Here is a 21,866-nt window from a genome sequence, read left to right as displayed (position 1 = left end):
GATCAGACGCTGCGAGAAACGAACGGGTGGGTGACGGGTATCCATAGTCGTAGAGTCTCTTAAAGCATGAAGGCAATGCGCCAGTTAACGCTCACATGATCCGGGCCGAGCCAGTCGGGGTAGCGCAGGGGCGTGCCGACCGAAATCTGGCTGCTGTACCCGCGCCCAGCGCTGCTCAGCCCCACCGAACCGCCCCACAGCGTGCCGGAGGCAAAGCGGTCCTGACGGTCTTTTTCCAGCCAGCCGCCGTCAACGGCGACCGTTGCGCTTACCGCGCCAATCACCGGGAGGGTGAAGAGGGAATACCCCAGCTCGTTACGCCAGTAGCCGCCGTTGTCCCCGGACAGGTACTGTTCTTTAAAACCGCGCACGGAGCTTTCCCCGCCGAGCGTCAGGCGCTCGGCGCCGTACAGCCGGTCGGGCGACCACTGGCCGTAGGCGCTGGTCAGCCACCACGCGTTGCGGGCAACAGGACGCTGGAAGCTGGCGTTCAGGCTCCATTTACGGAACTCTGCCCGCGGCATNGCGCTGGTCAGCCACCACGCGTTGCGGGCAACAGGACGCTGGAAGCTGGCGTTCAGGCTCCATTTACGGAACTCTGCCCGCGGCATATCCCCGGATTTATTTTCGTCGGTTTCGGCATTGAACCACGGCATGCCGTGGCTCCAGGTCGGGTTGAAGGTCGCCACGCCGCCCAGCATTTTTTGCGTGTGGGTAATTCCCAGGACCAGGCTGGAGAGGTTGCGCGTGCTGCTCTTAAGCGGCGCGTCGTTCAGCCAGTTGCGGCTGGAGCGCTGAACCACGCCCGCCGCAATGCCGGTTTTGACATCCCCGTTGCGGAAAACCACCCAGGACGCGTTAAGGCGGTGGGTTTTCGTATCGCCCGTGGAGAGCCAGTTGAAGCCCTGGTTACTGATGGTGGTCCGGTAGTTGCTCCAGGCGTAGCTGTAGTCCAGCAGGCCGTAGCCGGACGGCACGCTGACGCCCGCCTGGAAATTCTGCGCATCGTACGCGCTGGCAAAATCACTGCTGCGCCCGCCGCTGACAAACCATTTATCCGCCAGCCCCAGCATATTATTGGCGGTGAGCACGCCGTTAAGCTGGTTTTCACCGGTGCTCTTCTGCCCGCTATTATCCAGGCTCACGGATGCACTTAACGGAAATTCCGGCTTGCCCGTGAGATTAACGATGGAATATCCGGCCTGCGTTCCCTGCAGAATTTCAATCTGCACCGGTTCGGCGCGCAAACGGTTAATTTGCTCCATCCCCTGTTCGATGTCGCGTAAATTAAGGATGCCGCCTGTCCGTCCCGGAAACGCCATTTTCAGCATGCGCGGCGTTTCACCTTCCCGACGGATCGCTTCCAGCCGTCCTTCCAGCACCACAATATTCAGCTGACCGCCGGAGAGATCCTGCTCGGTAAGAAAGGCGCGGCTGGTGATATATCCCCGGCTGATATACCAGTCAGAAATACGGGCGAGAAGCTCCGTTATTTTCGCCATATCCAGACACCGGCCCTGCCACGGCGCAACCAGGGCCTGCCGGGTTTTCGGGGAAATGAGGGTCGCGCCGGAAAGGGTAATGGTATCAATGGTGAAGCAGGGCCCGGCGCCGGCTGCAGGCAGAGGCCTGTCAGGTGCGGGGCGAGGGATACTCCGCTCCAGCTCTTCACGCTGTTGCTGGTTCTTTAATAACAGTTCCTCCTGCTGCTGACGCACGGTGTCCCGGTCAGCAGGAGTAAGGGGGGCTGCATGGCTCAGAGAGCAAAAAAATAACGAGCAAAAAAAGACGGCTTTGCTGTAATAGCGCATATAAAAAGATAATATTTTTTGGTTTTCTTAATTATGCCAGCTCTGACGCAATAGAGAATAGCCTCAAAAAGAGGGCTACTATAATTGGTAGTAATATTTGCGTTAAGTCTAAAAAAATAAAAATCCGTGATAAAGAAGAGTGTAGTTTCTGAAAGTTTTATTATTCGATCATGGTTCCTTCTTTCACAAAATATTAACTAACCTTCCCAATAATGAGATGTAAACGTCAGCGAGCAGTGCTTATTAAATTACCCGTTACACTCATCATGCTGCAAACTCTGATGGAGTCTGATATTTCAGTGCTGAATATCGGGGCTCGCGCGATAACGTCTTTGAAGTTATCAATCAACAGCATGACGATATCTGTATGGAAAAGCGTGGACGGGGTAAAAACAATCAGAGGAAGAAAACATCAGGAAAAGCTGGAGCGGGCGAAGGGAATCGAACCCTCGTATAGAGCTTGGGAAGCTCTCGTTCTACCATTGAACTACGCCCGCTTTGAGGTGCGTATGGCATTATAGACCTTACGCACCTTCATACAAGCCTCTTAACAACTAACCGGCGATAAAATAATCACTTAGCACTTCGGTTTGCTGCCGGGCGCAGGCAGATAACGCTGCGGGTCGATGGCAGTCGCCTTATAGCGAATCTGGAAATGCAGCTTCACCGCGTCCGTGCCGGTGCTACCCATGGTGGCAATCTTCTGCCCGGCTTTGACGTTCTGCCCGTTGTTGACCAGCATCGTGTCGTTGTGCGCATAGGCCGTGATGTAGTCTTCGCCATGCTTAATCATGATCAGGTTACCGTAGCCGCGCAGCTGGTTACCGACGTAAACCACCTTCCCTGCTCCGGAAGCATAAACCGGCGTACCGCGTGCAGCCGCGATATCAATACCTTTGTTCCCCCCCTCAGACAGGGAGTACGGCAACACCACTTTACCGCTGGCCGGCCAGACCCAGCAGCGTTGACCGACCGGCGGCCAGGACGATTGCGGCACCGCGTAAGACGGCGTCACTTTGGCGGTTTTGCCTTTCGAAGAGGATTTTTTGCCCGAGGACGATCCGCCGCTAACCTTCAGCTGCTGCCCCACCTCGATGGTGTAGGGCGGAGAGAGGTTATTCAGCCGCGCCAGATCCTTCACGCTGGTTCCCGTTGCGCGCGAAATCCGGTATAGCGTATCCCCGCGCTTAACGGTATAGACCGAACCGGAATAGCTGCCCATATCCGAAGATTTGCTCCCTGAACAGCCCGCCAGCAATAGCGTCAGCGTCAGGCAAAAAATGGCGGTGATGGGGTTTCTCGTCAGGCTTCCTGCAAACAAAACAGATCCTCGGTCAGCGTGAATGGCGCACTATGATAACAGCCAAAACGAATATGGGTCATGCCCTTTTCCGCTCTACGCGCCAAACCGTTCGTATAAGAATGCAGTATAATGATCCAGCTGATGGTGCTGAACCACTCGGCATTTTGGCACTGGAGCATCAATGAGTATTCAAGAACACGTTATTTTGGTAAACGACCAGGGAATGGTGATTGGCACTCAGGAAAAATATGCCGCGCACACCTTACATACCCCGCTGCATCTGGCTTTCTCTTCCTGGCTTTTTAACGCAAACGGCGAATGTCTGATCACCCGGCGCGCCTTAAGCAAAAAAGCCTGGCCCGGCGTCTGGACCAACTCCGTCTGCGGCCACCCGCAGTCCGGCGAAGAGACGATACAGGCGATAATCCGCCGCTGCCGCTTTGAAGTGGGCGCTGAACTGGCCGATATCACCGCCGTCGCCCCTGAATTTCGCTATCGTGAAACCGACCCGTCCGGGATCGTGGAAAACGAAATTTGCCCTGTCTTCGCGGCCCGCATCACCAATGACGTGACGATAAACGAAGACGAAGTGATGGACTATCAGTGGGTTGAGCTGGACGCGTTATTCCGCGCGCTGGACGCGACGCCCTGGGCCTTTAGCCCGTGGATGGTCATGGAAGCGACAACCGCCCGCGAAAAACTCAAAGCCTTCGCGGCGCAATAAAAAAGCCCCTTTCGGGGCTTTTTTTACATCTTAACGCCTTATTTCACCGGGCGCATCGCCGGGAACAGGATCACGTCGCGGATGGTGTGGCTGTTGGTGAACAGCATGACCATACGGTCGATACCAATCCCAAGGCCCGCCGTTGGTGGCAGACCGTGCTCCAGCGCGGTCACGTAGTCTTCGTCGAAGAACATCGCTTCGTCGTCGCCTGCCGCTTTCGCGTCAACCTGATCCTGGAAGCGCTGAGCCTGGTCTTCCGCATCGTTCAGCTCGCTAAAGCCGTTGCCGATTTCACGGCCGCCGATGAAGAATTCGAAGCGATCGGTGATTTCCGGGTTCTCGTCATTACGACGCGCCAGCGGAGAGACTTCAGCCGGGTATTCGGTGATGAAGGTCGGCTGAATCAGGTGCGCTTCGGCCACTTCTTCGAAGATCTCGGTCACGATACGGCCCAGACCCCAGCTCTTCTCAACCTTGATACCGATGCTTTCCGCGATCGCTTTCGCAGAATCGAAGTTATCCAGGTCCGCCATATTGGTTTCCGGACGGTATTTTTTGATCGCTTCGCGCATGGTCAGTTTTTCGAACGGCTTGCCGAAGTCGAAGACTTCTTCACCGTAAGGAACCTGCGTGGTGCCCAGAATGTCCTGCGCCAGGGTGCGGAACAGGGATTCGGTCAGCTCGATCAGATCTTTGTAATCCGCATACGCCATATAGAGTTCCATCATGGTGAACTCTGGGTTATGACGAACGGAGATACCTTCGTTACGGAAGTTACGGTTGATTTCGAACACGCGGTCGAAACCACCGACCACCAGACGCTTCAGGTACAGTTCCGGCGCGATACGCAGGTACATGTCCAGGTCCAGGGCGTTGTGATGGGTGATGAACGGACGCGCAGACGCGCCGCCTGGGATCACCTGCATCATTGGGGTTTCCACTTCCATAAAGTCGCGGTTGACCATGAACTGGCGGATACCGGCCATGATCTGGGAGCGAATTTTGAAGGTCTTACGGGATTCATCGTTAGAGATGAGATCCAGGTAGCGCTGACGATAGCGCGCTTCCTGATCCTGCAGGCCGTGGAATTTGTCCGGCAGCGGGCGCAGGGCTTTGGTCAGCAGACGCAGCTCGGTGCAGTGGATAGACAGTTCACCGGTTTTGGTTTTGAACAGTTTACCTTTCGCGCCCAGGATATCGCCCAGGTCCCACTTTTTGAACTGCTCGTTGTAGATGCCTTCCGGCAGGTCGTCACGGGAAACGTACAGCTGAATACGGCCGCCAACATCCTGCAACGTCACGAAGGAAGCTTTACCCATGATACGACGGGTCATCATGCGGCCTGCAACGGCCACTTCAACGTTCAGCGCTTCCAGCTCTTCGTTCTCTTTCGCGTCGAAGTCAGCGTGCAGTTGGTCTGAGGTATGGTCACGACGAAAATCGTTCGGGAACGGCACGCCCTGCTCGCGCAGCGCTGCCAGCTTCTCGCGGCGGGTTTTCAGTTCGTTGTTAAGATCGACTACCGCGTCAGCGCCCTGTGCTTGTTGTTCAGACATGTTGGTTCCTCATAACCCTGCTTTCAAACTTGCTTCGATAAATTGGTCCAGGCTACCGTCCAGCACCGCCTGCGTGTTGCGGGTTTCAACCCCGGTACGCAGGTCTTTGATGCGGGAGTCATCAAGGACGTAAGAACGGATCTGGCTGCCCCAACCGATGTCGGACTTGTTGTCTTCCATCGCCTGTTTCTCAGCATTTTTCTTCTGCATCTCCAGCTCATAAAGCTTCGCTTTCATCTGCTTCATGGCCTGGTCTTTGTTCTTATGCTGGGAACGGTCATTCTGGCACTGTGTTACCAGCCCGGTAGGAATGTGGGTAATACGCACCGCTGATTCCGTACGGTTAACGTGCTGACCACCCGCGCCGGATGCGCGATAAACGTCGATACGCAGGTCCGCCGGGTTAATTTCGATATCAATATCTTCATCAACTTCCGGATAAACAAACGCGGAGCTGAAGGAGGTATGACGACGGCCACCGGAGTCGAACGGGCTCTTACGCACCAGGCGGTGAACGCCGGTTTCGGTACGCAGCCAGCCGTAGGCGTAATCGCCAATGATCTTGATGGTGACGGATTTCAGACCCGCGACTTCACCTTCAGACTCTTCGATAATCTCGGTTTTAAAGCCGCGCGCTTCTGCCCAACGCAGGTACATACGCGTCAGCATGCTGGCCCAGTCCTGCGCTTCGGTGCCGCCAGAACCCGCCTGAATATCGAGATAGCAGTCAGCGCTGTCGTATTCGCCGGAGAACATACGACGGAATTCCAGCTGCGCCAGCTTCTCTTCCAGCACGTCGAGTTCTGCCACGGCTTCGTTAAAGGTTTCTTCGTCGTCGGCTTCGACGGCCAGCTCCAGCAAACCGGAAACATCTTCCAGCCCCTGGGCCATTTGATCCAGCGTATCTACGATAGCTTCGAGAGAGGAACGCTCTTTACCCAGCGCCTGTGCGCGTTCAGGTTCGTTCCAGACGTCCGGCTGTTCCAGCTCGGCGTTTACTTCTTCAAGACGCTCTTTCTTGGCATCGTAGTCAAAGATACCCCCTAAGAACGTCAGAGCGCTCCGTGAGGTCCTGAATACGGTTTTTTACCGGATTAATTTCAAACATGGTCTGTTTTCTTTTATGGACTTGTCAAAATGCGGTGATAAGAGCGGGATTGTACCGAATCCACGCCCTTTTTTATAGAGATTACTGCCGCTAAATTGGCCAGATATTGTCGATGATGATCTGAAGGGTGCGGTTACCACGAAACTCGTTGATGTCCAGTTTGTACGCCAGCTCGACCTCGCGCACGCCGTTGTCCGGCCATACCGCCGTGTCAACGTTGAAGGCAATGCCATCCAGAAGCGGTCCTCCGCCCACGGGCTCGACCATCACTTTCAGATGACGTTCGCCGACGATGCGCTGCTGCAGCAGGCGGAAACGCCCGTCGAACAGCGGTTCCGGGAACATCTGCCCCCACGGACCGGCATCGCGGAGCATTTGCGCCACGTCCATCGTCATTTCAAGCGGTGAGAGCTCACCATCGGACACCACTTCCCCCTGCAGCAGGGCCGGGTCAATCCAGTCGGTGACAAGCTCACCAAACAGACGCTGAAACTCGTCGAATTTCGCCTCTTCCAGAGACAGGCCCGCCGCCATCGCATGGCCGCCGAACTTGATCATCAGACCCGGATACAGCGTATCGAGACGTTCCAGCGCATCGCGCATGTGCAGCCCCTGAATTGAGCGACCAGAGCCTTTCAGCGTGCCGTCACCCGCGGGGGCGAACGCGATCACCGGCCGATGGAAACGTTCTTTAATACGCGACGCCAGAATGCCCACCACGCCCTGATGCCACTCGGGATGGTACATCGCCAGGCCGCCCGGCAGCGTATCGCCGCTGCGTTCAAGCTTTTCGCACAGGGTCAGCGCTTCGGCCTGCATCCCCTGCTCAATCTCTTTACGGGTCTGGTTCAGCGCGTCCAGCTCGTTGGCCAGCACGCGCGCTTCACCGATGTTGTCGCACAGCAGCAGCGCCACGCCGACGGACATATCGTCCAGCCTTCCGGCTGCGTTAAGACGCGGCCCGAGAGCAAAGCCCAGGTCGCTGGCCGCCAGCTTGAGCGGATCGCGGTTGGCGATCTCCAGCAACGCCTTGATCCCCGGACGGCACTTGCCCGCCCGAATGCGGCTTAGGCCCTGCCAGGTCAAAATGCGGTTATTGGTATCGAGGGGCACCACATCCGCGACGGTGCCCAGCGCCACCAGATCGAGATATTCGGCCAGGTTCGGTACGGCAATACCGCGAGAGTCGAACCAGCCCTTATCGCGCAGCAGGGTCCGTAACGCCAGCATCAGATAAAACGCTACGCCCACGCCTGCGAGGGATTTCGATGGGAAATCGCAGTCGCGCAGGTTGGGGTTAATAATCGCTTCCGCAGCCGGCAGCGTTTCACCCGGCAGGTGGTGATCGGTGACCAGCACCGGGATCCCCAGCGCGTGAGCATGATCGACGCCCGCATGGGAGGAGATCCCGTTATCGACGGTCATGATCATCTGTGCGCCACGGGCGTGGGCCTGATCGACCACTTCCGGGCTTAGGCCATAGCCGTCTTCAAAACGGTTCGGCACCAGATACGTGACGTTATCGCAGCCCAGCGCGCGCAGGCTGAGCACGCTCAGCGCGGTGCTGGTTGCGCCGTCGGCGTCGAAATCGCCTACCACCACAATCCGCGTTCCCTCTCGAAGCGCGTTGTAGAGCATTTCGGTAGCTTTTTCGATACCGCTCAGCTGCTGCCAGGGCAGCATCCCTTTCACGCTGCGTTCAAGATCCTCAGCGCGACGCACGCCGCGGCTGGCGTAGAGGCGCTTAAGCAGCGGCGGGAGATCGTCCGGTAAATCAACGGGTTCAACCGCCTCGCGGCGGCGCAATTTTATCGGGGCTTTCACGCGGATTATTTACCACCAAACTGTTTCTGGTGCGCGTCGAGGAACTCTTTCATCTCTTTTGGTCCCTGATAGCCTGGAACAACATAGCCGTTGCTCAGGACAATCGCTGGCGTACCGCTCACGCCAAACTGCACGCCGAGCGCATAGTGGTTAGCGATATCAATGTCGCAGGAGGCCGGCTTAACGTCTTTGCCGTTCATCGCGTCGTCAAACGCTTTGTTGCGGTCTTTCGCACACCAGATAGCCTTCATGTCCTGCTCTGGCTGGCTCTGCACGCCCGCGCGCGGGAAGGCCAGGTAACGCACGGTAATGCCCAGCGCGTTATAGTCTTTCATCTCTTCATGCAGCTTGTGGCAGTAGCCGCAGGTGATGTCGGTGAAAACGGTAATAACGTGTTTTTCCTGCGCCGCTTTATAGACGATCATCTCTTTTTCGAGCGCGTTCAGGTTTTTCATCAGCAGCTGGTTGGTGACATTCACAGGCTGCGCGCCGCTCACGTCGTACATTGGCCCCTGAATAATGTGTTTGCCATCTTCGGTGACGTACAGCACGCCGCTGTTGGTCAGTACCGTTTTCATGCCGGCAACCGGTGCAGGCTGAATATCGCTACCGGTGACGCCAAGCTTAGCCAGCGACTGTTTGATGGCGGCGTCGTCCGCATGGGCGAAACCGGTAAATGAGGCTGCCAGCAGGGTGAACAGCGCGAAAGACTTTTTCATATGTGATCCTGTTACAATTCGTCGGCACTCACGCACGAGGGTGGTGCTGTTGGTGTAGCTGCCGCAGGCGTTCCGTCGCGACATGGGTGTAAATTTGCGTCGTGGAAAGATCGCTGTGGCCCAGCAGCATCTGCACCACGCGTAAATCAGCGCCGTGGTTTAACAGATGCGTCGCGAAGGCGTGACGCAATACGTGCGGCGAAAGCTTTTCACTATCGATACCCGCCAGTGTGGCGTAATGCTTGATGCGATGCCAGAACGTTTGCCGCGTCATCTGCTGGGCGCGCTGGCTCGGAAACAGGACGTCGATAGACGTACCATTGAGCAGCCACGGACGACCGTGCTCCAGGTACGTTTCCAGCCAGTAAACCGCCTCTTCACCCAGCGGAACCAGCCTTTCCTTATTTCCTTTACCGATGACGCGCACTACGCCCTGACGCAGGCTGATGTCGCTCATCGTCAGGCCAACCAGTTCCGAAACGCGCAAGCCGGTAGCATACAATAGCTCAAGCATGGCTTTATCGCGTAACTCCAGCGGCAGGTCAACTGCCGGTGACTGTAATAATCTCTCAACTTGTGCTTCGCTGAGATCTTTCGGCAGCCGCTGCGGAAGCTTAGGGGATGCCAGCAGCGCGCTGGGATCGTCTTCGCGAATCTTCTCACGGTAGAGATGCTGGAACAGCCGACGCATGGCGCTAAGCAAACGCGCGGAACTGGTGGCTTTGTAGCCCCCCGCGATACGTTCCCCAAGCAGCGCCTGCAGGTCGTCACGCTGCGCGCTCGCAAGGGATAACCCCCGGTGCGCAAGCCACTCCACCAGCATGGTGAGATCGCGACGGTAGGCGCTGAGGGTATTCTCGGCAAGATTTTTCTCCAGCCACAGCGCGTCGAGAAACTGTTCGATCAGTGCGAGATCCTTTTCCACATCAGCCCCTTTGATTCTGCAGTCAGGCCATTATGCCTGATTGCGACCGGTTTCTGGTACACTACGCGCATAGTCAAAGCAAGAATTGAGATAGTTACGCGATGAATATTGGTCTGTTCTATGGTTCCAGCACCTGCTACACCGAAATGGCGGCAGAGAAAATTCGCGACATCATTGGCCCGGAACTGGTGACGTTGCATAACCTGAAAGATGACGCGGTCGCGCTGATGGAACAGTACGATGTCCTGATCCTTGGCATCCCAACCTGGGATTTTGGTGAGATACAGGAAGACTGGGAAGCCATCTGGGATCAACTCGATTCGGTCAATCTCGACGGCAAAATCATTGCCATGTACGGCATGGGGGATCAGCTGGGCTACGGGGAATGGTTCCTGGACGCGCTCGGCATGCTGCATGACAAGCTGGCGCCGAGAGGGGTGTCGTTTATCGGCTACTGGCCAACCGAAGGTTACGAGTTCACCAGTAAAAAACCGATTATTGCCGACGGCGAGCTGTTTGTTGGACTCGCGCTGGATGAAACCAACCAGTACGATCTCAGCGATGAGCGCCTGCAAAGCTGGTGCGAGCAGATTCTGGGCGAAATGGCTGAAAAGTTTAGCTAACGCGCATTACCCCTGCGTCGTCTGTTGCAACAGCATCCGGCGCAGGTCTCGCCACTCGGCAGCATCCATACTGTCAGCCGCCAGCCACAGATGCTGGCAACGCCCGCCGTCCACCTTGCGTAACCGTAACATCATGCCGCAGTTGAGCATCCAGGGCATACCGAGAATATCCCACTCTTTACCCTGCCAGCGCAGGCGGGAATCCATCAGTAATTTAATCTCTCCCTGACGGGCATTAATGCGACGCTGGCTGCGTACGCTGTCAAAAACGACAAACGACAGTAACAGCAGCCACAGCGGCGTATAGCTCAGCGGCCACGGCATCAGCAAAACAAAGGCCGCAATCAGGCCGTGGAGCAATAAAGACATCCACTGCGAGCGCCACGAGACGCGAAGATCAGATTGCCACAGGACCACGTTCCCGATTCCGTGTTTGAATTAATTGCACCATCCGTTGCAACTCGGTGTCGGCGGGTTTGCCGTGGTTCATCAGCCAGTTGAATAAATCCGGATCGTCAGACTCAAGCAGGCGAACAAACAGACGCTTATCATCATCGCTTAAGCTGTCATACTCATATTCGAAGAAAGGCATGATGGAAATATCAAGTTCACGCATGCCGCGACGGCACGCCCAGTGAATACGGGCCTTGTTGTTAATATCCATGTTCAGTTTCCTGCATTACGTTTGGCACAGTTGGCACCCCGTTCAGTGTTCTTTATTTCTCTACGGGGACACCAGCTAGTGTAACGTGTTTTTGACCGTTTCATTACTGGAATATTGCGATCGCCGAGCAGGCTTCCAGAATAATCCCTACAAAGACAGCGGATTACATTATTTTGCGTAGCGCTACGCATAACCGGTTTAGGGCACAAATGGTCTGTTGAAAGCGCTTGCATTGCCTGCAGGCTCTTTTACCATTAGGCATTATCAAAGCGTTAAGCAATTCAGGATATCGTTATGGCATTTACACCATTTTCTCCTCGCCAGCCCGCCGCCTCTGCGCGTCTGCCGCTGACGCTTATTTCTCTTGATGACTGGGCGCTGGCAACGCTCACCGGTGCCGACGCCGAAAAATATCTGCAGGGCCAGGTGACCGCCGACGTCAGCCAGATGACCGAACACCAGCACCTGCTGGCCGCGCATTGCGACCCAAAAGGCAAAATGTGGAGCAACCTGCGACTCTTCCGCCGTCAGGACGGTTTTGCTTTTATTGAGCGCCGCAGCCTGCAAGAGGCCCAGCTCAAAGAGCTGAAGAAGTACGCAGTCTTCTCCAAAGTCACTATCGCCCCGGACGACGAACATGTCCTGCTGGGAGTGGCCGGTTTCCAGGCGCGTGCGGCGCTGAAAAATCTCTTCAGCGAACTGCCGGATGCAGAAAAGCAGGTGGTCAGCGAAGGCGCGACCTCCATCCTGTGGTTTGAACACCCGGCGGAGCGTTTCCTGTTAGTCACGGATGCGGCAACGGCCGAACGCGTGACCGAAGCGTTGCGCGGCGAAGCGCAGCTCAACAACAGTCAGCAGTGGCTGGCGCTGAACATCGAAGCGGGTCTGCCGGTGATTGACGCCGCAAACAGCGCGCAGTTTATTCCTCAGGCAACGAACCTGCAGGCGCTGGGGGGTATCAGCTTTAAAAAGGGCTGTTATACCGGCCAGGAGATGGTGGCGCGTGCAAAATTCCGCGGGGCAAACAAACGAGCGCTCTGGACTCTGGCGGGCCATGCCAGCCGTGTACCTGAAGCGGGTGAAGACTTAGAGCTGAAGATGGGTGATAACTGGCGCCGCACCGGCACCGTGTTAGCCGCCGTACAGCTGGATGATGGACGTCTTTTGGTACAGGCCGTCATGAACAACGACATGGAAGCCGATAGCGTGTTCCGCGTGCGTGACGATGCGAACACGCTGAGCATTGAGCCGCTGCCATATTCGTTAGAAGAGTAATCGAATCCAGGTGTCCTCCCTCTCCCTGTGGGAGAGGGCCGGGGTGAGGGCAACCGCCAGCACGGTGGAAAAAACTACACCTGCCCCACGTACAAATAGATCGCCAAAAAGTGGCATACGCTGCCGCCGAGCACAAAGCCGTGCCAGATGGCATGGTTGTATGGGATGCGCTTGCAGACGTAGAAAATCACGCCGAGCGAGTACACCACGCCACCTAAGGCCAGAAGCGTCACGCCCCCTACCGACAGTTTGATTGCCAGTTGATACACCACAATCAGCGACAGCCAGCCCATTGTCAGATAGGTGACCAGTGACAGCACCTTAAACCGGTGCGCGATGGTCAGCTTAAACAGGATCCCCAGCAGCGCCAGGCTCCAGATAACAATCATCAGGCCACGCGACAGCGGTGAGTTGAGCCCCACCAGCAAAAACGGTGTGTAGGTGCCTGCAATCAGAAGATAGATAGCACAGTGGTCAAATTTCTTGAGCCACATCTTGGCCCGCTGATGCGGGATCGCGTGATACAGCGTCGACGCCAGGAACAGCAGGATCATACTCCCGCCATACAGGCTATAGCTGGTAATGGCCATCGCGCTGGCATTGGCGTCCACCGCCTGCACCAGTAATAACACTAAACCGACAATCCCAAACACCAGGCCAATGCCGTGGCTGATGCTGTTGGCTACTTCCTCAGCCAGCGAATATCCCTGTGCGATTAATGGTCTACTCACCATACAAAACTCCGGGAAAACAAAAGATGATTATTCATCGCATAACTATGCTAACTGAGAATGATTCCAGTGAACACCTGTTAGCTAAAATAAAGTTAAACATAACGTTTCTAAATTACAATCAGACAGTTACACTTTCATTTCAGCGAACGCGCGTTTCGATTTTAATTATAGACGTTTAAAATCAATCACATAAAACTGGTCCTGCTTCGGGTAGATCTCTGCGATCACGCTTTTCAATGCATCCAGGGTCATGTTCTCCTGTTCAGCATGTTTTTGCGTCAATGTGTCGAACGTAACGGTTGACGTTCCCGTTACTTCGATGGTGCAAAAATAACCATCATCCTCATAACGCCCCACCCGCAGGATATCGCCGGTTTTGAAATGGGATTCACTTTTATCCCGGATAGTGATGGTTTTACGCCCGGCCAGAATGTCGTTCTGAAAGCGCTGAAAAAAAGTGATGTCGTTTGGCTGCATGTTATTATTCCCTGAAGAAAAGTCTGATGAGTGAGTGTAGCCATTGTGAGCATGTTCTCCCATTCCGCCATTGCCAGTCTCAATAACCTGGAGATGATGGTCTACAACTATGTCATAAAAAATCGTGACAAAGTGATGTACATGACCATCCGCGAGCTGGCGGATGCGGCAGACGTCTCAACCACCACTATCCTGCGCTTTTGCCGCAAGCTTAACTGCGAAGGGTATTCTGAATTTCGGGTGCGCTTTAAGCTTTATCTTGAACAGAACGAGCCCCAGCAGGCGAATTTCGGTGCCAGCGAAATTATCAGCTTTTTTAAAAGCGTGAATAATGAAGAGTTCGACGCGCTATTAGATAAGGCGGTTGATATTATTTTATCGTCAGAGCGAATTATATTTGTCGGTGCCGGAACATCGGGTTCGCTGGCAAAATATGGCGCACGCTTCTTTTCTAATATCGGGAAATTCAGTAACCATATTGATGATCCTTATTTCCCGGTCACCAATGATATGGCGAAAAATGCGCTGGCGATTGTGCTTTCCGTCTCTGGCGAGACCGAGGAGATCCTGCGCTTTGCCAGCCAGTTCAGCCTGCATCACTGCAAGGTGCTCTCGATAACCAGCCATGAGCACTCGCGTCTCGCAAAACTGGCGGACTTTAATCTCTCCTGGCATGTTCCTCAGACGCGTATTGCAGGCGTCTACGACATCACCACGCAAATTCCCGTCATTTATATTCTGGAATCTCTCGGGCGTAAACTGGCGAAGAAACTCACAGAATAAAACACCCTGTTTTTTTGATGTGACAAATCACATTTACTGTGAATTGTTATATCGTGACATTCAATTTCGCTTTGCTAGACTCGATGCCAATAAGCCATTTATTGAGAAGAGCAGCGATGAAAAAATTAACCTTACCAAAAGATTTTTTATGGGGCGGCGCGGTTGCCGCTCACCAGGTTGAAGGCGGCTGGAACAAAGGCGGCAAAGGGCCAAGCATTTGTGACGTATTGACCGGCGGCGCGCACGGCGTGCCGCGCGAAATCACCCAGGAAGTAGTGCCGGGAAAATACTACCCAAACCACGAGGCCATCGACTTCCACGGCCACTATAAAGAAGACATCAAGCTGTTTGCCGAGATGGGTTTCAAGTGTTTCCGCACCTCTATCGCCTGGACGCGCATCTTCCCGAAAGGTGACGAAACGCAGCCAAACGAAGAGGGGCTGAAGTTCTACGACGACATGTTCGACGAGCTGCTGAAATACAACATCGAACCGGTGATCACCCTCTCCCACTTCGAAATGCCGCTGCACCTGGTGCAGGAGTACGGTAGCTGGACCAATCGTAAAGTGGTCGATTTCTTCGTGCGCTTCGCGGAAGTGGTGTTTGAGCGCTACAAAAACAAGGTCAAATACTGGATGACCTTCAACGAAATCAATAACCAGCGTAACTGGCGCGCGCCGCTGTTCGGTTACTGCTGCTCGGGCGTGGTCTATACCGAACATGAAAATCCGGAAGAGACCATGTACCAGGTCTTGCACCACCAGTTTGTGGCCAGCGCCCTGGCGGTGCAAGCCGCGCGCCGCATCAACCCGGAGATGAAGGTCGGCTGCATGCTGGCGATGGTGGCGCTCTATCCGTTCTCCTGCAAACCGGAAGACGTGATGTTCGCCCAGGAATCCATGCGCGAGCGCTATGTCTTTACCGACGTCCAGCTGCGGGGTTACTACCCGTCCTACGTGCTGAACGAGTGGGAGCGCCGTGGCTTCTCCATCAAAATGGAGACAGGCGACGAGCAGATCCTGCGTGAAGGTACCTGCGACTACTTAGGTTTCAGCTACTACATGACCAACGCGGTGAAAGCGGAAGGCGGTACCGGCGATGCGATTTCCGGTTTCGAAGGCAGCGTGCCGAACCCGCACGTGAAGGCGTCCGACTGGGGCTGGCAGATTGACCCGGTAGGCCTGCGCTATTCTCTGTGCGAACTGTACGAGCGTTATCAGAAACCGCTGTTTATCGTGGAAAACGGGTTCGGCGCCTACGATAAGGTGGAAGAAGACGGCAGCATCAACGACGACTACCGCATCGACTACCTGCGTGCCCACGTGGAAGAAATGATCAAAGCCGTGACGCACGACGGCGTGGATCTGATGGGCTATACGCCATGGGGCTGCATCGACTGCGTGTCGTTCACCACCGGCCAGTACAGCAAGCGCTACGGCTTTATCTACGTGAACAAGCACGACGACGGCACGGGCGACATGTCGCGTTCCCGCAAGAAGAGCTTTAACTGGTATAAGGAAGTGATTGCCAGCAACGGCGAGAAACTTTAACGCCGTAACGCCGGGCGGCGCTACGCTTGCACCGGCCTACGATTGATCCCCCTCTCCCTTTGGGAGAGGGTTAGGGTGAGGGGTTTATTTCCCGCCAGCCAACTCTATAAAACTGCCCGTTACGTACGACGCCTTCTCGCTCAGCAGCCAGACAATCGCCTGCGCCACCTCTTCCGGCTGGCCGCCGCGCTGCATCGGCAGCAAGGATTTCACGCGATCCACCCGCCCCGGCTCTCCGCCGGACGCATGAATATCGGTATAAATCAGACCCGGACGTACGCAGTTGACGCGAATGCCCTGCGCCGCCACCTCCAGCGATAGCCCGGTTGTCAGCGAATCCACCGCCCCCTTGGACGCGGCATAATCCACATATTCACCCGGCGCGCCCAGGCGCGACGCGGCGGAAGAGACGTTCACTATCGCCCCACCCTTGCCGCCATGCCTGAAGGACATGCGTTTTACCGCTTCCCGGCAGCAGAGAAAGTAGCCCGTGACGTTGGTCGCCAGGACGCGGTTAATGCGCTCAGCGGAGAGGTTCTCGATAGTGGATTGCTCAAACAGAATCCCCGCATTATTGACCAGCGCACGAAGCGGCTCGCCTTCACGATCGAGGCTGTCAAACATCGCCAGCACCTGGGCTTCATCACTGATATCCGCGCGGACGGCAAACGCTTTACCGCCCGCTTCAACGATCTGGTTGATCACGTCCGTCGCGGCTTTAATGTTGTGGTGATAGTTCACCGCCACGGTGTAGCCTTCGCGCGCCAGCTGCAGCGCGGTGGCTTTCCCAATGCCCCGGCTGGCGCCGGTGACCAGTGCAATTGCCATTCGCTTCTCCCAATAAAAAAGCCGGGTGGCGGCTTCGCCTTACCCGGCCTTTATGACTACACCAATAATATTACTGGTATTCGCTCATCGGCACGCAGGAGCAGAACAGGTTACGGTCGCCGTAGACGTCATCGAGACGCTTCACGGTCGGCCAGTATTTGTTTGCCACGCCTGCCGGGAAGACCGCCAGCTCGCGGGAATAGCCGTGGTTCCACTCTGCCACCATTTCGTGCTGGGTATGCGGAGCGTTGACCAGCGGGTTATCTTCCAGCGTCCATTCGCCGTCCTGCACGCGGTCTATCTCCATGCGGATCGCCAGCATCGCGTCGATAAAGCGGTCCAGCTCGGCTTTGCTTTCAGACTCGGTCGGCTCAACCATCAGCGTACCCGCAACCGGGAACGACATGGTTGGCGCGTGGAAGCCGTAGTCAATCAGGCGCTTGGCGATATCCAGCTCGCTGATGCCCGTCGCTTCTTTCAGTGGACGAATATCGAGGATGCACTCGTGCGCCACGCGACCGTCGCGGCCGGTATAGAGCACCGGGAAGGCAGACTTCAGGCGAGTCGCAATATAGTTGGCGTTCAGGATCGCCACCTGGCTCGCCTGCTTCAGCCCTTCCGCGCCCATCATGCGGATGTACATCCAGCTGATTGGCAGGATAGAGGCGCTACCGAACGGTGCCGCAGAGACCGCGCCCTGACGGGTCAGCATGCCTTCAATCTGCACTACGCTGTGACCCGGTACAAACGGCGCCAGGTGCGCTTTCACGCCGATTGGGCCCATGCCCGGGCCGCCACCGCCGTGCGGGATGCAGAAGGTTTTGTGCAGGTTCAGGTGCGACACGTCCGCGCCGATAAAGCCCGGAGAGGTAATGCCCACCTGAGCGTTCATGTTCGCGCCGTCGAGGTAAACCTGACCGCCGTACTGGTGCACCACTTCGCACACTTCACGGATGGTCTCTTCGTACACGCCGTGGGTAGACGGGTAGGTCACCATGATGCAGGAGAGCTTGTCGCCCGCCTGCTCGGCTTTCGCACGCAGGTCGACCAGATCGATGTTGCCGTTCTTATCGCACGCCACCACCACCACTTCCATGCCCGCCATTTGGGCAGAGGCCGGGTTGGTACCGTGGGCGGAGCTTGGGATCAGGCAGATATCGCGGTGACCTTCGTTGCGGCTTTCGTGATAGTGACGGATCGCCAGCAGACCCGCGTATTCGCCCTGCGCGCCGGAGTTCGGCTGCATGCAGAGCGCGTCATAACCGGTCAGTTTCACCAGCCAGTCGGAAAGCTGGTTGATCATCATATGATAACCTTCCGCCTGCTCTGGCGGACAGAACGGGTGCAGCTCGGAGAATTCAGGCCAGGTGATCGGGATCATCTCCGCCGCGGCGTTCAGCTTCATGGTGCACGAGCCCAGCGGGATCATCGCCTGGTTCAGCGCCAGATCCTTGCGCTCCAGAGAGTGCATATAGCGCATCATCTCGGTTTCACTGTGATAGCGATTAAAGACCGGATGCGTCAGGATCGCATCGTTACGCAGCATGCTTTCCTGAATGGAGCGGCTGTCGAGCGCGACCTCTTTGTCGAGCGCATCAATGTCCAGACCGTGCGCGTCACCCAGCAACACGCTGAACAGGTTCAGGATATCGTCGCGGGTGGTGCTTTCATCCAGCGTAATGCCGACGGCGTTGTGGATGTCGCTGCGCAGGTTGATCTCTGCCGCATTCGCGCGCGCCAGCACGGCCGCTTTGTCCGCCACTTCCACACACAGGGTGTCGAAGTAGTGAGCGTGGCGCAGCTTAAGACCTTTCTGCTGCAGACCGCAGGCCAGAATATCGGCCAGGCGGTGAATGCGGCTGGCAATGCGCTTCAGGCCTGCCGGGCCGTGGAACACGGCGTAGAGGCTGGCGATGTTTGCCAGCAGCACCTGCGAGGTACAGATGTTGGAGTTCGCTTTCTCGCGGCGGATGTGCTGCTCGCGAGTCTGCATCGCCATGCGCAGGGCGGTGTTACCGGCAGCGTCTTTTGAGACGCCGATAATACGGCCTGGCATAGAGCGTTTGAATTCATCTTTCGCGCCGAAGAACGCCGCGTGCGGGCCGCCGTAGCCCATCGGCACGCCGAAGCGTTGCGCTGAACCGAATACGATATCCGCGCCCTGTTTACCCGGCGCCGTCAGCAGCACCAGCGCCATAAAATCGGCGGCAACGCTGACAACCACTTTGCGGGTTTTCAGCTCGGCAATCAGCGCGCCGTAGTCGTGTACTTCGCCCGTTGTCCCCACCTGCTGCAGCAGCACGCCGAAGACGTCCTGGTGATCCAGCACTTTGTCAGCGTCGTCGACGATCACGTCAAAGCCGAAGGTTTCCGCGCGGGTGCGCACCACGTCCAGCGTCTGGGGATGCACGTCCGCCGCGACGAAGAAGCGGTTGGCATTTTTCAGCTTGCTCACGCGTTTTGCCATCGCCATTGCTTCGGCGGCGGCGGTCGCTTCATCCAGCAGCGAGGCGGAGGCGATATCCATGCCGGTCAGATCCAGCGTTACCTGCTGGAAGTTTAGCAGCGCTTCCAGACGGCCCTGAGAGACTTCCGGCTGGTACGGGGTGTAAGCGGTGTACCAGCCCGGGTTTTCCAGCATGTTGCGCAGGATAACCGGCGGCAACTGCACGTTGGTGTAGCCCATTCCAATGTAAGACTTATAGCGCTTGTTCAGGCCTGCGATAGCCTTCAGCTCCGCCAGCGCGGCGAATTCCGTGGTGGCTTCCCCCACCTGAGGCGGCGTGGCAAGCTGGATGTCTTTTGGCACAATCTGGCCGATCAGTGCGTTTAATGAATCCGCGCCAACTGTCTTCAGCATCTCCTGCTGTTGCTGAGCATCCGGCCCAATGTGACGTTCAATGAAGGCGCCACGGTTTTCAAGCTGGCTTAAAGTCTGTGTCATGAGCGATGGTTCCTGAAACGTGCAGTGAATTTAAGTTCCCTCTCCCTCTGGGAGAGGGTTAGGGTGAGGGAAAGATGGGCACCCTCGCCCCTGCCCTCTCCCGAAAGGAGAGGGGGATAAACGATTACTCGTCTTCTAACAGTGCTTCGTACGCGGTCGCATCCAGCAGCGCGGCAACCTGAGATTCGTCGCTGGCTTTGATCTTGAAGATCCAGCCGCCTTCATAAGGCTCGCTGTTCACCAGCTCTGGCGAATCGCTCAGCGCGTCGTTGACGGCAACGATTTCGCCGCTCACAGGAGCATAGATGTCAGAAGCCGCTTTTACGGACTCCGCCACGGCGCAGTCGTCGCCCGCGCTAACGGTCGTGCCCACGTCAGGCAGGTCAACAAACACCATGTCGCCCAGCAGCTCTTGCGCGTGCTCGGTGATCCCTACGGTGTAAGTGCCGTCCGCCTCTTTGCGCAGCCACTCGTGTTCTTTGCTGTATTTCAGTTCTGCTGGCACATTGCTCATTGAAGTTCTCCTGATAAAAATGATTAGGCGACCGGCTTACCGGCGCGAACAAAAATCGGTTTGGTCACGTTGACCGGCATTTCGCGGTTGCGGATTTGTACAACCGCCGTTTCGCCAATGCCCGCCGGCACGCGTGCCAGTGCAATACTGTAGCCCAGCGTCGGGGAGAAGGTACCGCTGGTGATCACGCCTTCGCGAGGATTGCCGTCGGCATCGGTAAAGCGCACCGGCAGTTCACCGCGCAGCACGCCCTTCTCGGTCATCACCAGCCCCACCAGCTGTTCAGTGCCCTTCTCGCGCTGCATCTCCAGCGCTTCACGGCCAATAAAGTCACGGTCAGCCGGTTCCCATGCGATGGTCCAGCCCATGTTGGCGGCCAGCGGAGAGACGCCTTCATCCATCTCCTGACCGTAGAGGTTCATCCCCGCTTCCAGACGCAGCGTATCGCGCGCGCCCAGACCCGCAGGCTTCACGCCCGCTTCCACCAGCGCACGCCAGAAATCAGCGGCCTTCTCGTTCGGCATCGCAATTTCGTAGCCCGCTTCACCGGTGTAGCCGGTGGTGGCGATAAACAGATCGCCCGCCTGCACGCCGAAGAACGGCTTTATGCCTTCGGTTGCTTTACGCTGCTCGTCGTTAAACAGAGACGCGGCTTTCGCCTGCGCATTCGGCCCCTGCACGGCGATCAGCGACAGATCGTCACGGACGGTGATGTCGATGGCATAAGGTTCGGCGTGTTGGGTGATCCAGGAGAGGTCTTTTTCGCGGGTGGCGGAGTTGACAACGAGGCGGAAGAAATCTTCAGTGAAGTAGTAGACGATAAGGTCATCAATCACGCCACCCGAGGCATTCAGCATGCCGGTATAGAGCGCTTTACCTGGCGTCTTCAGTTTGGCGACGTCATTTGCCAGCAGATAACGCAAAAACTCCCGGGTGCGGCTACCGCGCAGATCGACAATCGTCATGTGGGACACGTCGAACATACCGGCATCGGTGCGCACCGCGTGGTGCTCATCAATCTGCGAGCCGTAGTGCAGCGGCATCATCCAGCCATGGAAGTCCACCATGCGGGCGCCGCATAACACGTGTTGTTCGTACAAAGGAGTCTGTTGAGCCATCTTGTCCTCGTTGAAAAATTCACCGTGAAACCCGGTGTCGGTCCCGTTACCTGGCGCCGACGCAAACGTTCTCTTTTACCCGAACTTACCACCGAAACCGGCGGTTAACCATAAGGTAAAATGGGTCATCACATTAGCTTATGACCAAAAAACGCTAAAAAGCCTACAGAGTTATTCACTGGAAAAATGCGATTAACCCCGCACAAAATTAACAATGATCTAACAGGATTTAGCACATGGTGATATTTCGTGCGGAAAAACGGGCCGAATTTCCGTAACATAAAATCTCGCAGATTAGATTTTCTAATGCGAAAAATGACGTGAAATTAGAATATTTCAAACGAGGGAATTTCCCCGGCGCAGAGGCCGGGAAAATAAAGTGTGAC

The 21,866-nt window shown here is 56.2% G+C and carries 20 protein-coding genes and 1 tRNA gene; 5 read left to right on the top strand and 16 right to left on the bottom strand.

Going from position 1 to position 21,866, the window contains the following annotated elements; all coding sequences use genetic code 11:
* Positions 1-59: 59 nt before the first annotated feature.
* The 3 genes from SPH27_RS16480 to actS all read right to left on the bottom strand — a co-directional run bounded on the left by SPH27_RS16480 (position 60) and on the right by actS (position 3,132).
* Positions 60-1,811: a ShlB/FhaC/HecB family hemolysin secretion/activation protein gene (locus SPH27_RS16480; protein WP_322435720.1), complete on the bottom strand. Its 1,752-nt coding sequence runs from the start codon at positions 1,809-1,811 to the stop codon at positions 60-62.
* Positions 1,812-2,234: 423 nt separating this feature from the next.
* Positions 2,235-2,308, bottom strand: a tRNA-Gly gene (locus SPH27_RS16475).
* An 80-nt stretch (positions 2,309-2,388) separates the two neighbouring features.
* Positions 2,389-3,132, bottom strand: coding sequence for an amidase activator ActS (gene actS / locus SPH27_RS16470; RefSeq protein WP_058840909.1), 744 nt, complete (start codon positions 3,130-3,132; stop codon positions 2,389-2,391).
* A gap of 163 nt (positions 3,133-3,295) precedes the next feature.
* On the opposite strand from actS, the gene idi reads away from it, so the two are divergent.
* On the top strand, positions 3,296-3,838 hold the full coding sequence (idi, locus tag SPH27_RS16465; protein ID WP_063439898.1) for an isopentenyl-diphosphate Delta-isomerase: 543 nt from the start codon (positions 3,296-3,298) through the stop codon (positions 3,836-3,838).
* 38 nt (positions 3,839-3,876) lie between these two features.
* Here the strand turns inward: idi and lysS are convergent, their stop codons facing one another.
* The 5 genes from lysS to xerD form a co-directional block, all read right to left on the bottom strand.
* Positions 3,877-5,394 (bottom strand): lysine--tRNA ligase, encoded by a 1,518-nt coding sequence (lysS, locus tag SPH27_RS16460; RefSeq protein WP_023309094.1) that lies wholly within the window; start codon positions 5,392-5,394, stop codon positions 3,877-3,879.
* Between the two features lie 9 nt (positions 5,395-5,403).
* Positions 5,404-6,502 (bottom strand): peptide chain release factor 2 gene (prfB, locus tag SPH27_RS16455; protein ID WP_096151315.1). Its coding sequence is split into 2 segments (ribosomal slippage): positions 5,404-6,426 and positions 6,428-6,502, totalling 1,098 coding nucleotides; the frame shifts between segments, so codons are not numbered across the junction.
* A gap of 90 nt (positions 6,503-6,592) precedes the next feature.
* A complete protein-coding gene (gene recJ / locus SPH27_RS16450) occupies positions 6,593-8,326 on the bottom strand; it encodes a single-stranded-DNA-specific exonuclease RecJ (protein WP_064673271.1) in 1,734 nt (577 codons plus the stop codon).
* 5 nt (positions 8,327-8,331) lie between these two features.
* Positions 8,332-9,045: a bifunctional protein-disulfide isomerase/oxidoreductase DsbC gene (gene dsbC / locus SPH27_RS16445; protein WP_047060452.1), complete on the bottom strand. Its 714-nt coding sequence runs from the start codon at positions 9,043-9,045 to the stop codon at positions 8,332-8,334.
* Positions 9,046-9,073: 28 nt separating this feature from the next.
* Entirely contained in the window at positions 9,074-9,970 is an 897-nt protein-coding gene (gene xerD / locus SPH27_RS16440) for a site-specific tyrosine recombinase XerD (protein ID WP_023309098.1), read from the bottom strand.
* Between the two features lie 101 nt (positions 9,971-10,071).
* Between xerD and fldB the strand changes: the two genes are divergently transcribed.
* Complete coding sequence (fldB, locus tag SPH27_RS16435; RefSeq protein WP_039262979.1) at positions 10,072-10,593, top strand: flavodoxin FldB; 522 nt, start codon at positions 10,072-10,074, stop codon at positions 10,591-10,593.
* A 6-nt stretch (positions 10,594-10,599) separates the two neighbouring features.
* Here the strand turns inward: fldB and SPH27_RS16430 are convergent, their stop codons facing one another.
* Positions 10,600-11,010 (bottom strand): protein YgfX, encoded by a 411-nt coding sequence (locus SPH27_RS16430; RefSeq protein ID WP_182071664.1) that lies wholly within the window; start codon positions 11,008-11,010, stop codon positions 10,600-10,602.
* Positions 10,991-11,257, bottom strand: a complete 267-nt coding sequence (sdhE, locus tag SPH27_RS16425) for an FAD assembly factor SdhE (protein ID WP_010435322.1) — start codon at positions 11,255-11,257, stop codon at positions 10,991-10,993. The genes SPH27_RS16430 and sdhE overlap by 20 nt, the downstream gene beginning before the upstream one ends.
* 294 nt (positions 11,258-11,551) lie before the next feature.
* On the opposite strand from sdhE, the gene ygfZ reads away from it, so the two are divergent.
* Positions 11,552-12,532: a tRNA-modifying protein YgfZ gene (ygfZ, locus tag SPH27_RS16420; protein ID WP_029739202.1), complete on the top strand. Its 981-nt coding sequence runs from the start codon at positions 11,552-11,554 to the stop codon at positions 12,530-12,532.
* 74 nt (positions 12,533-12,606) lie between these two features.
* Here the strand turns inward: ygfZ and trhA are convergent, their stop codons facing one another.
* Both trhA and yqfB read right to left on the bottom strand, forming a co-directional pair.
* The gene (gene trhA / locus SPH27_RS16415; protein ID WP_033146591.1) at positions 12,607-13,266 is read right to left on the bottom strand and encodes a PAQR family membrane homeostasis protein TrhA; all 660 of its coding nucleotides are present in this window, start codon (positions 13,264-13,266) and stop codon (positions 12,607-12,609) included.
* A 165-nt stretch (positions 13,267-13,431) separates the two neighbouring features.
* Positions 13,432-13,743, bottom strand: coding sequence for a N(4)-acetylcytidine aminohydrolase (yqfB, locus tag SPH27_RS16410; RefSeq protein ID WP_048980550.1), 312 nt, complete (start codon positions 13,741-13,743; stop codon positions 13,432-13,434).
* Positions 13,744-13,794: 51 nt separating this feature from the next.
* On the opposite strand from yqfB, the gene SPH27_RS16405 reads away from it, so the two are divergent.
* Both SPH27_RS16405 and bglA read left to right on the top strand, forming a co-directional pair.
* Positions 13,795-14,526 carry a MurR/RpiR family transcriptional regulator gene (locus SPH27_RS16405; RefSeq protein ID WP_032660101.1) on the top strand — a complete coding sequence of 244 codons (732 nt, stop codon included), beginning with the start codon at positions 13,795-13,797 and terminating at the stop codon, positions 14,524-14,526.
* A 116-nt stretch (positions 14,527-14,642) separates the two neighbouring features.
* Positions 14,643-16,076: a 6-phospho-beta-glucosidase BglA gene (bglA, locus tag SPH27_RS16400; RefSeq protein WP_096151314.1), complete on the top strand. Its 1,434-nt coding sequence runs from the start codon at positions 14,643-14,645 to the stop codon at positions 16,074-16,076.
* An 84-nt stretch (positions 16,077-16,160) separates the two neighbouring features.
* On the opposite strand, the gene SPH27_RS16395 is transcribed toward bglA, so the two are convergent.
* The 4 genes from SPH27_RS16395 to gcvT form a co-directional block, all read right to left on the bottom strand.
* A complete protein-coding gene (locus tag SPH27_RS16395) occupies positions 16,161-16,904 on the bottom strand; it encodes an SDR family oxidoreductase (protein ID WP_032660097.1) in 744 nt (247 codons plus the stop codon).
* A 70-nt stretch (positions 16,905-16,974) separates the two neighbouring features.
* Positions 16,975-19,848, bottom strand: a complete 2,874-nt coding sequence (gene gcvP / locus SPH27_RS16390) for an aminomethyl-transferring glycine dehydrogenase (protein WP_182071663.1) — start codon at positions 19,846-19,848, stop codon at positions 16,975-16,977.
* Between the two features lie 124 nt (positions 19,849-19,972).
* Positions 19,973-20,362 (bottom strand): glycine cleavage system protein GcvH, encoded by a 390-nt coding sequence (gcvH, locus tag SPH27_RS16385; RefSeq protein ID WP_008499718.1) that lies wholly within the window; start codon positions 20,360-20,362, stop codon positions 19,973-19,975.
* A gap of 23 nt (positions 20,363-20,385) precedes the next feature.
* Complete coding sequence (gene gcvT, locus SPH27_RS16380) at positions 20,386-21,480, bottom strand: glycine cleavage system aminomethyltransferase GcvT (RefSeq protein WP_182071662.1); 1,095 nt, start codon at positions 21,478-21,480, stop codon at positions 20,386-20,388.
* Positions 21,481-21,866 lie beyond the last annotated feature (386 nt).

It is taken from the genome of Enterobacter sp. A103, from assembly GCF_034427535.1.
GTDB classification, from domain to species: domain Bacteria; phylum Pseudomonadota; class Gammaproteobacteria; order Enterobacterales; family Enterobacteriaceae; genus Enterobacter; species Enterobacter asburiae_B.
The sequence above is the reverse complement of the archived record's forward strand: the minus strand, read 5'-3'. Positions and strand labels throughout refer to the sequence as shown.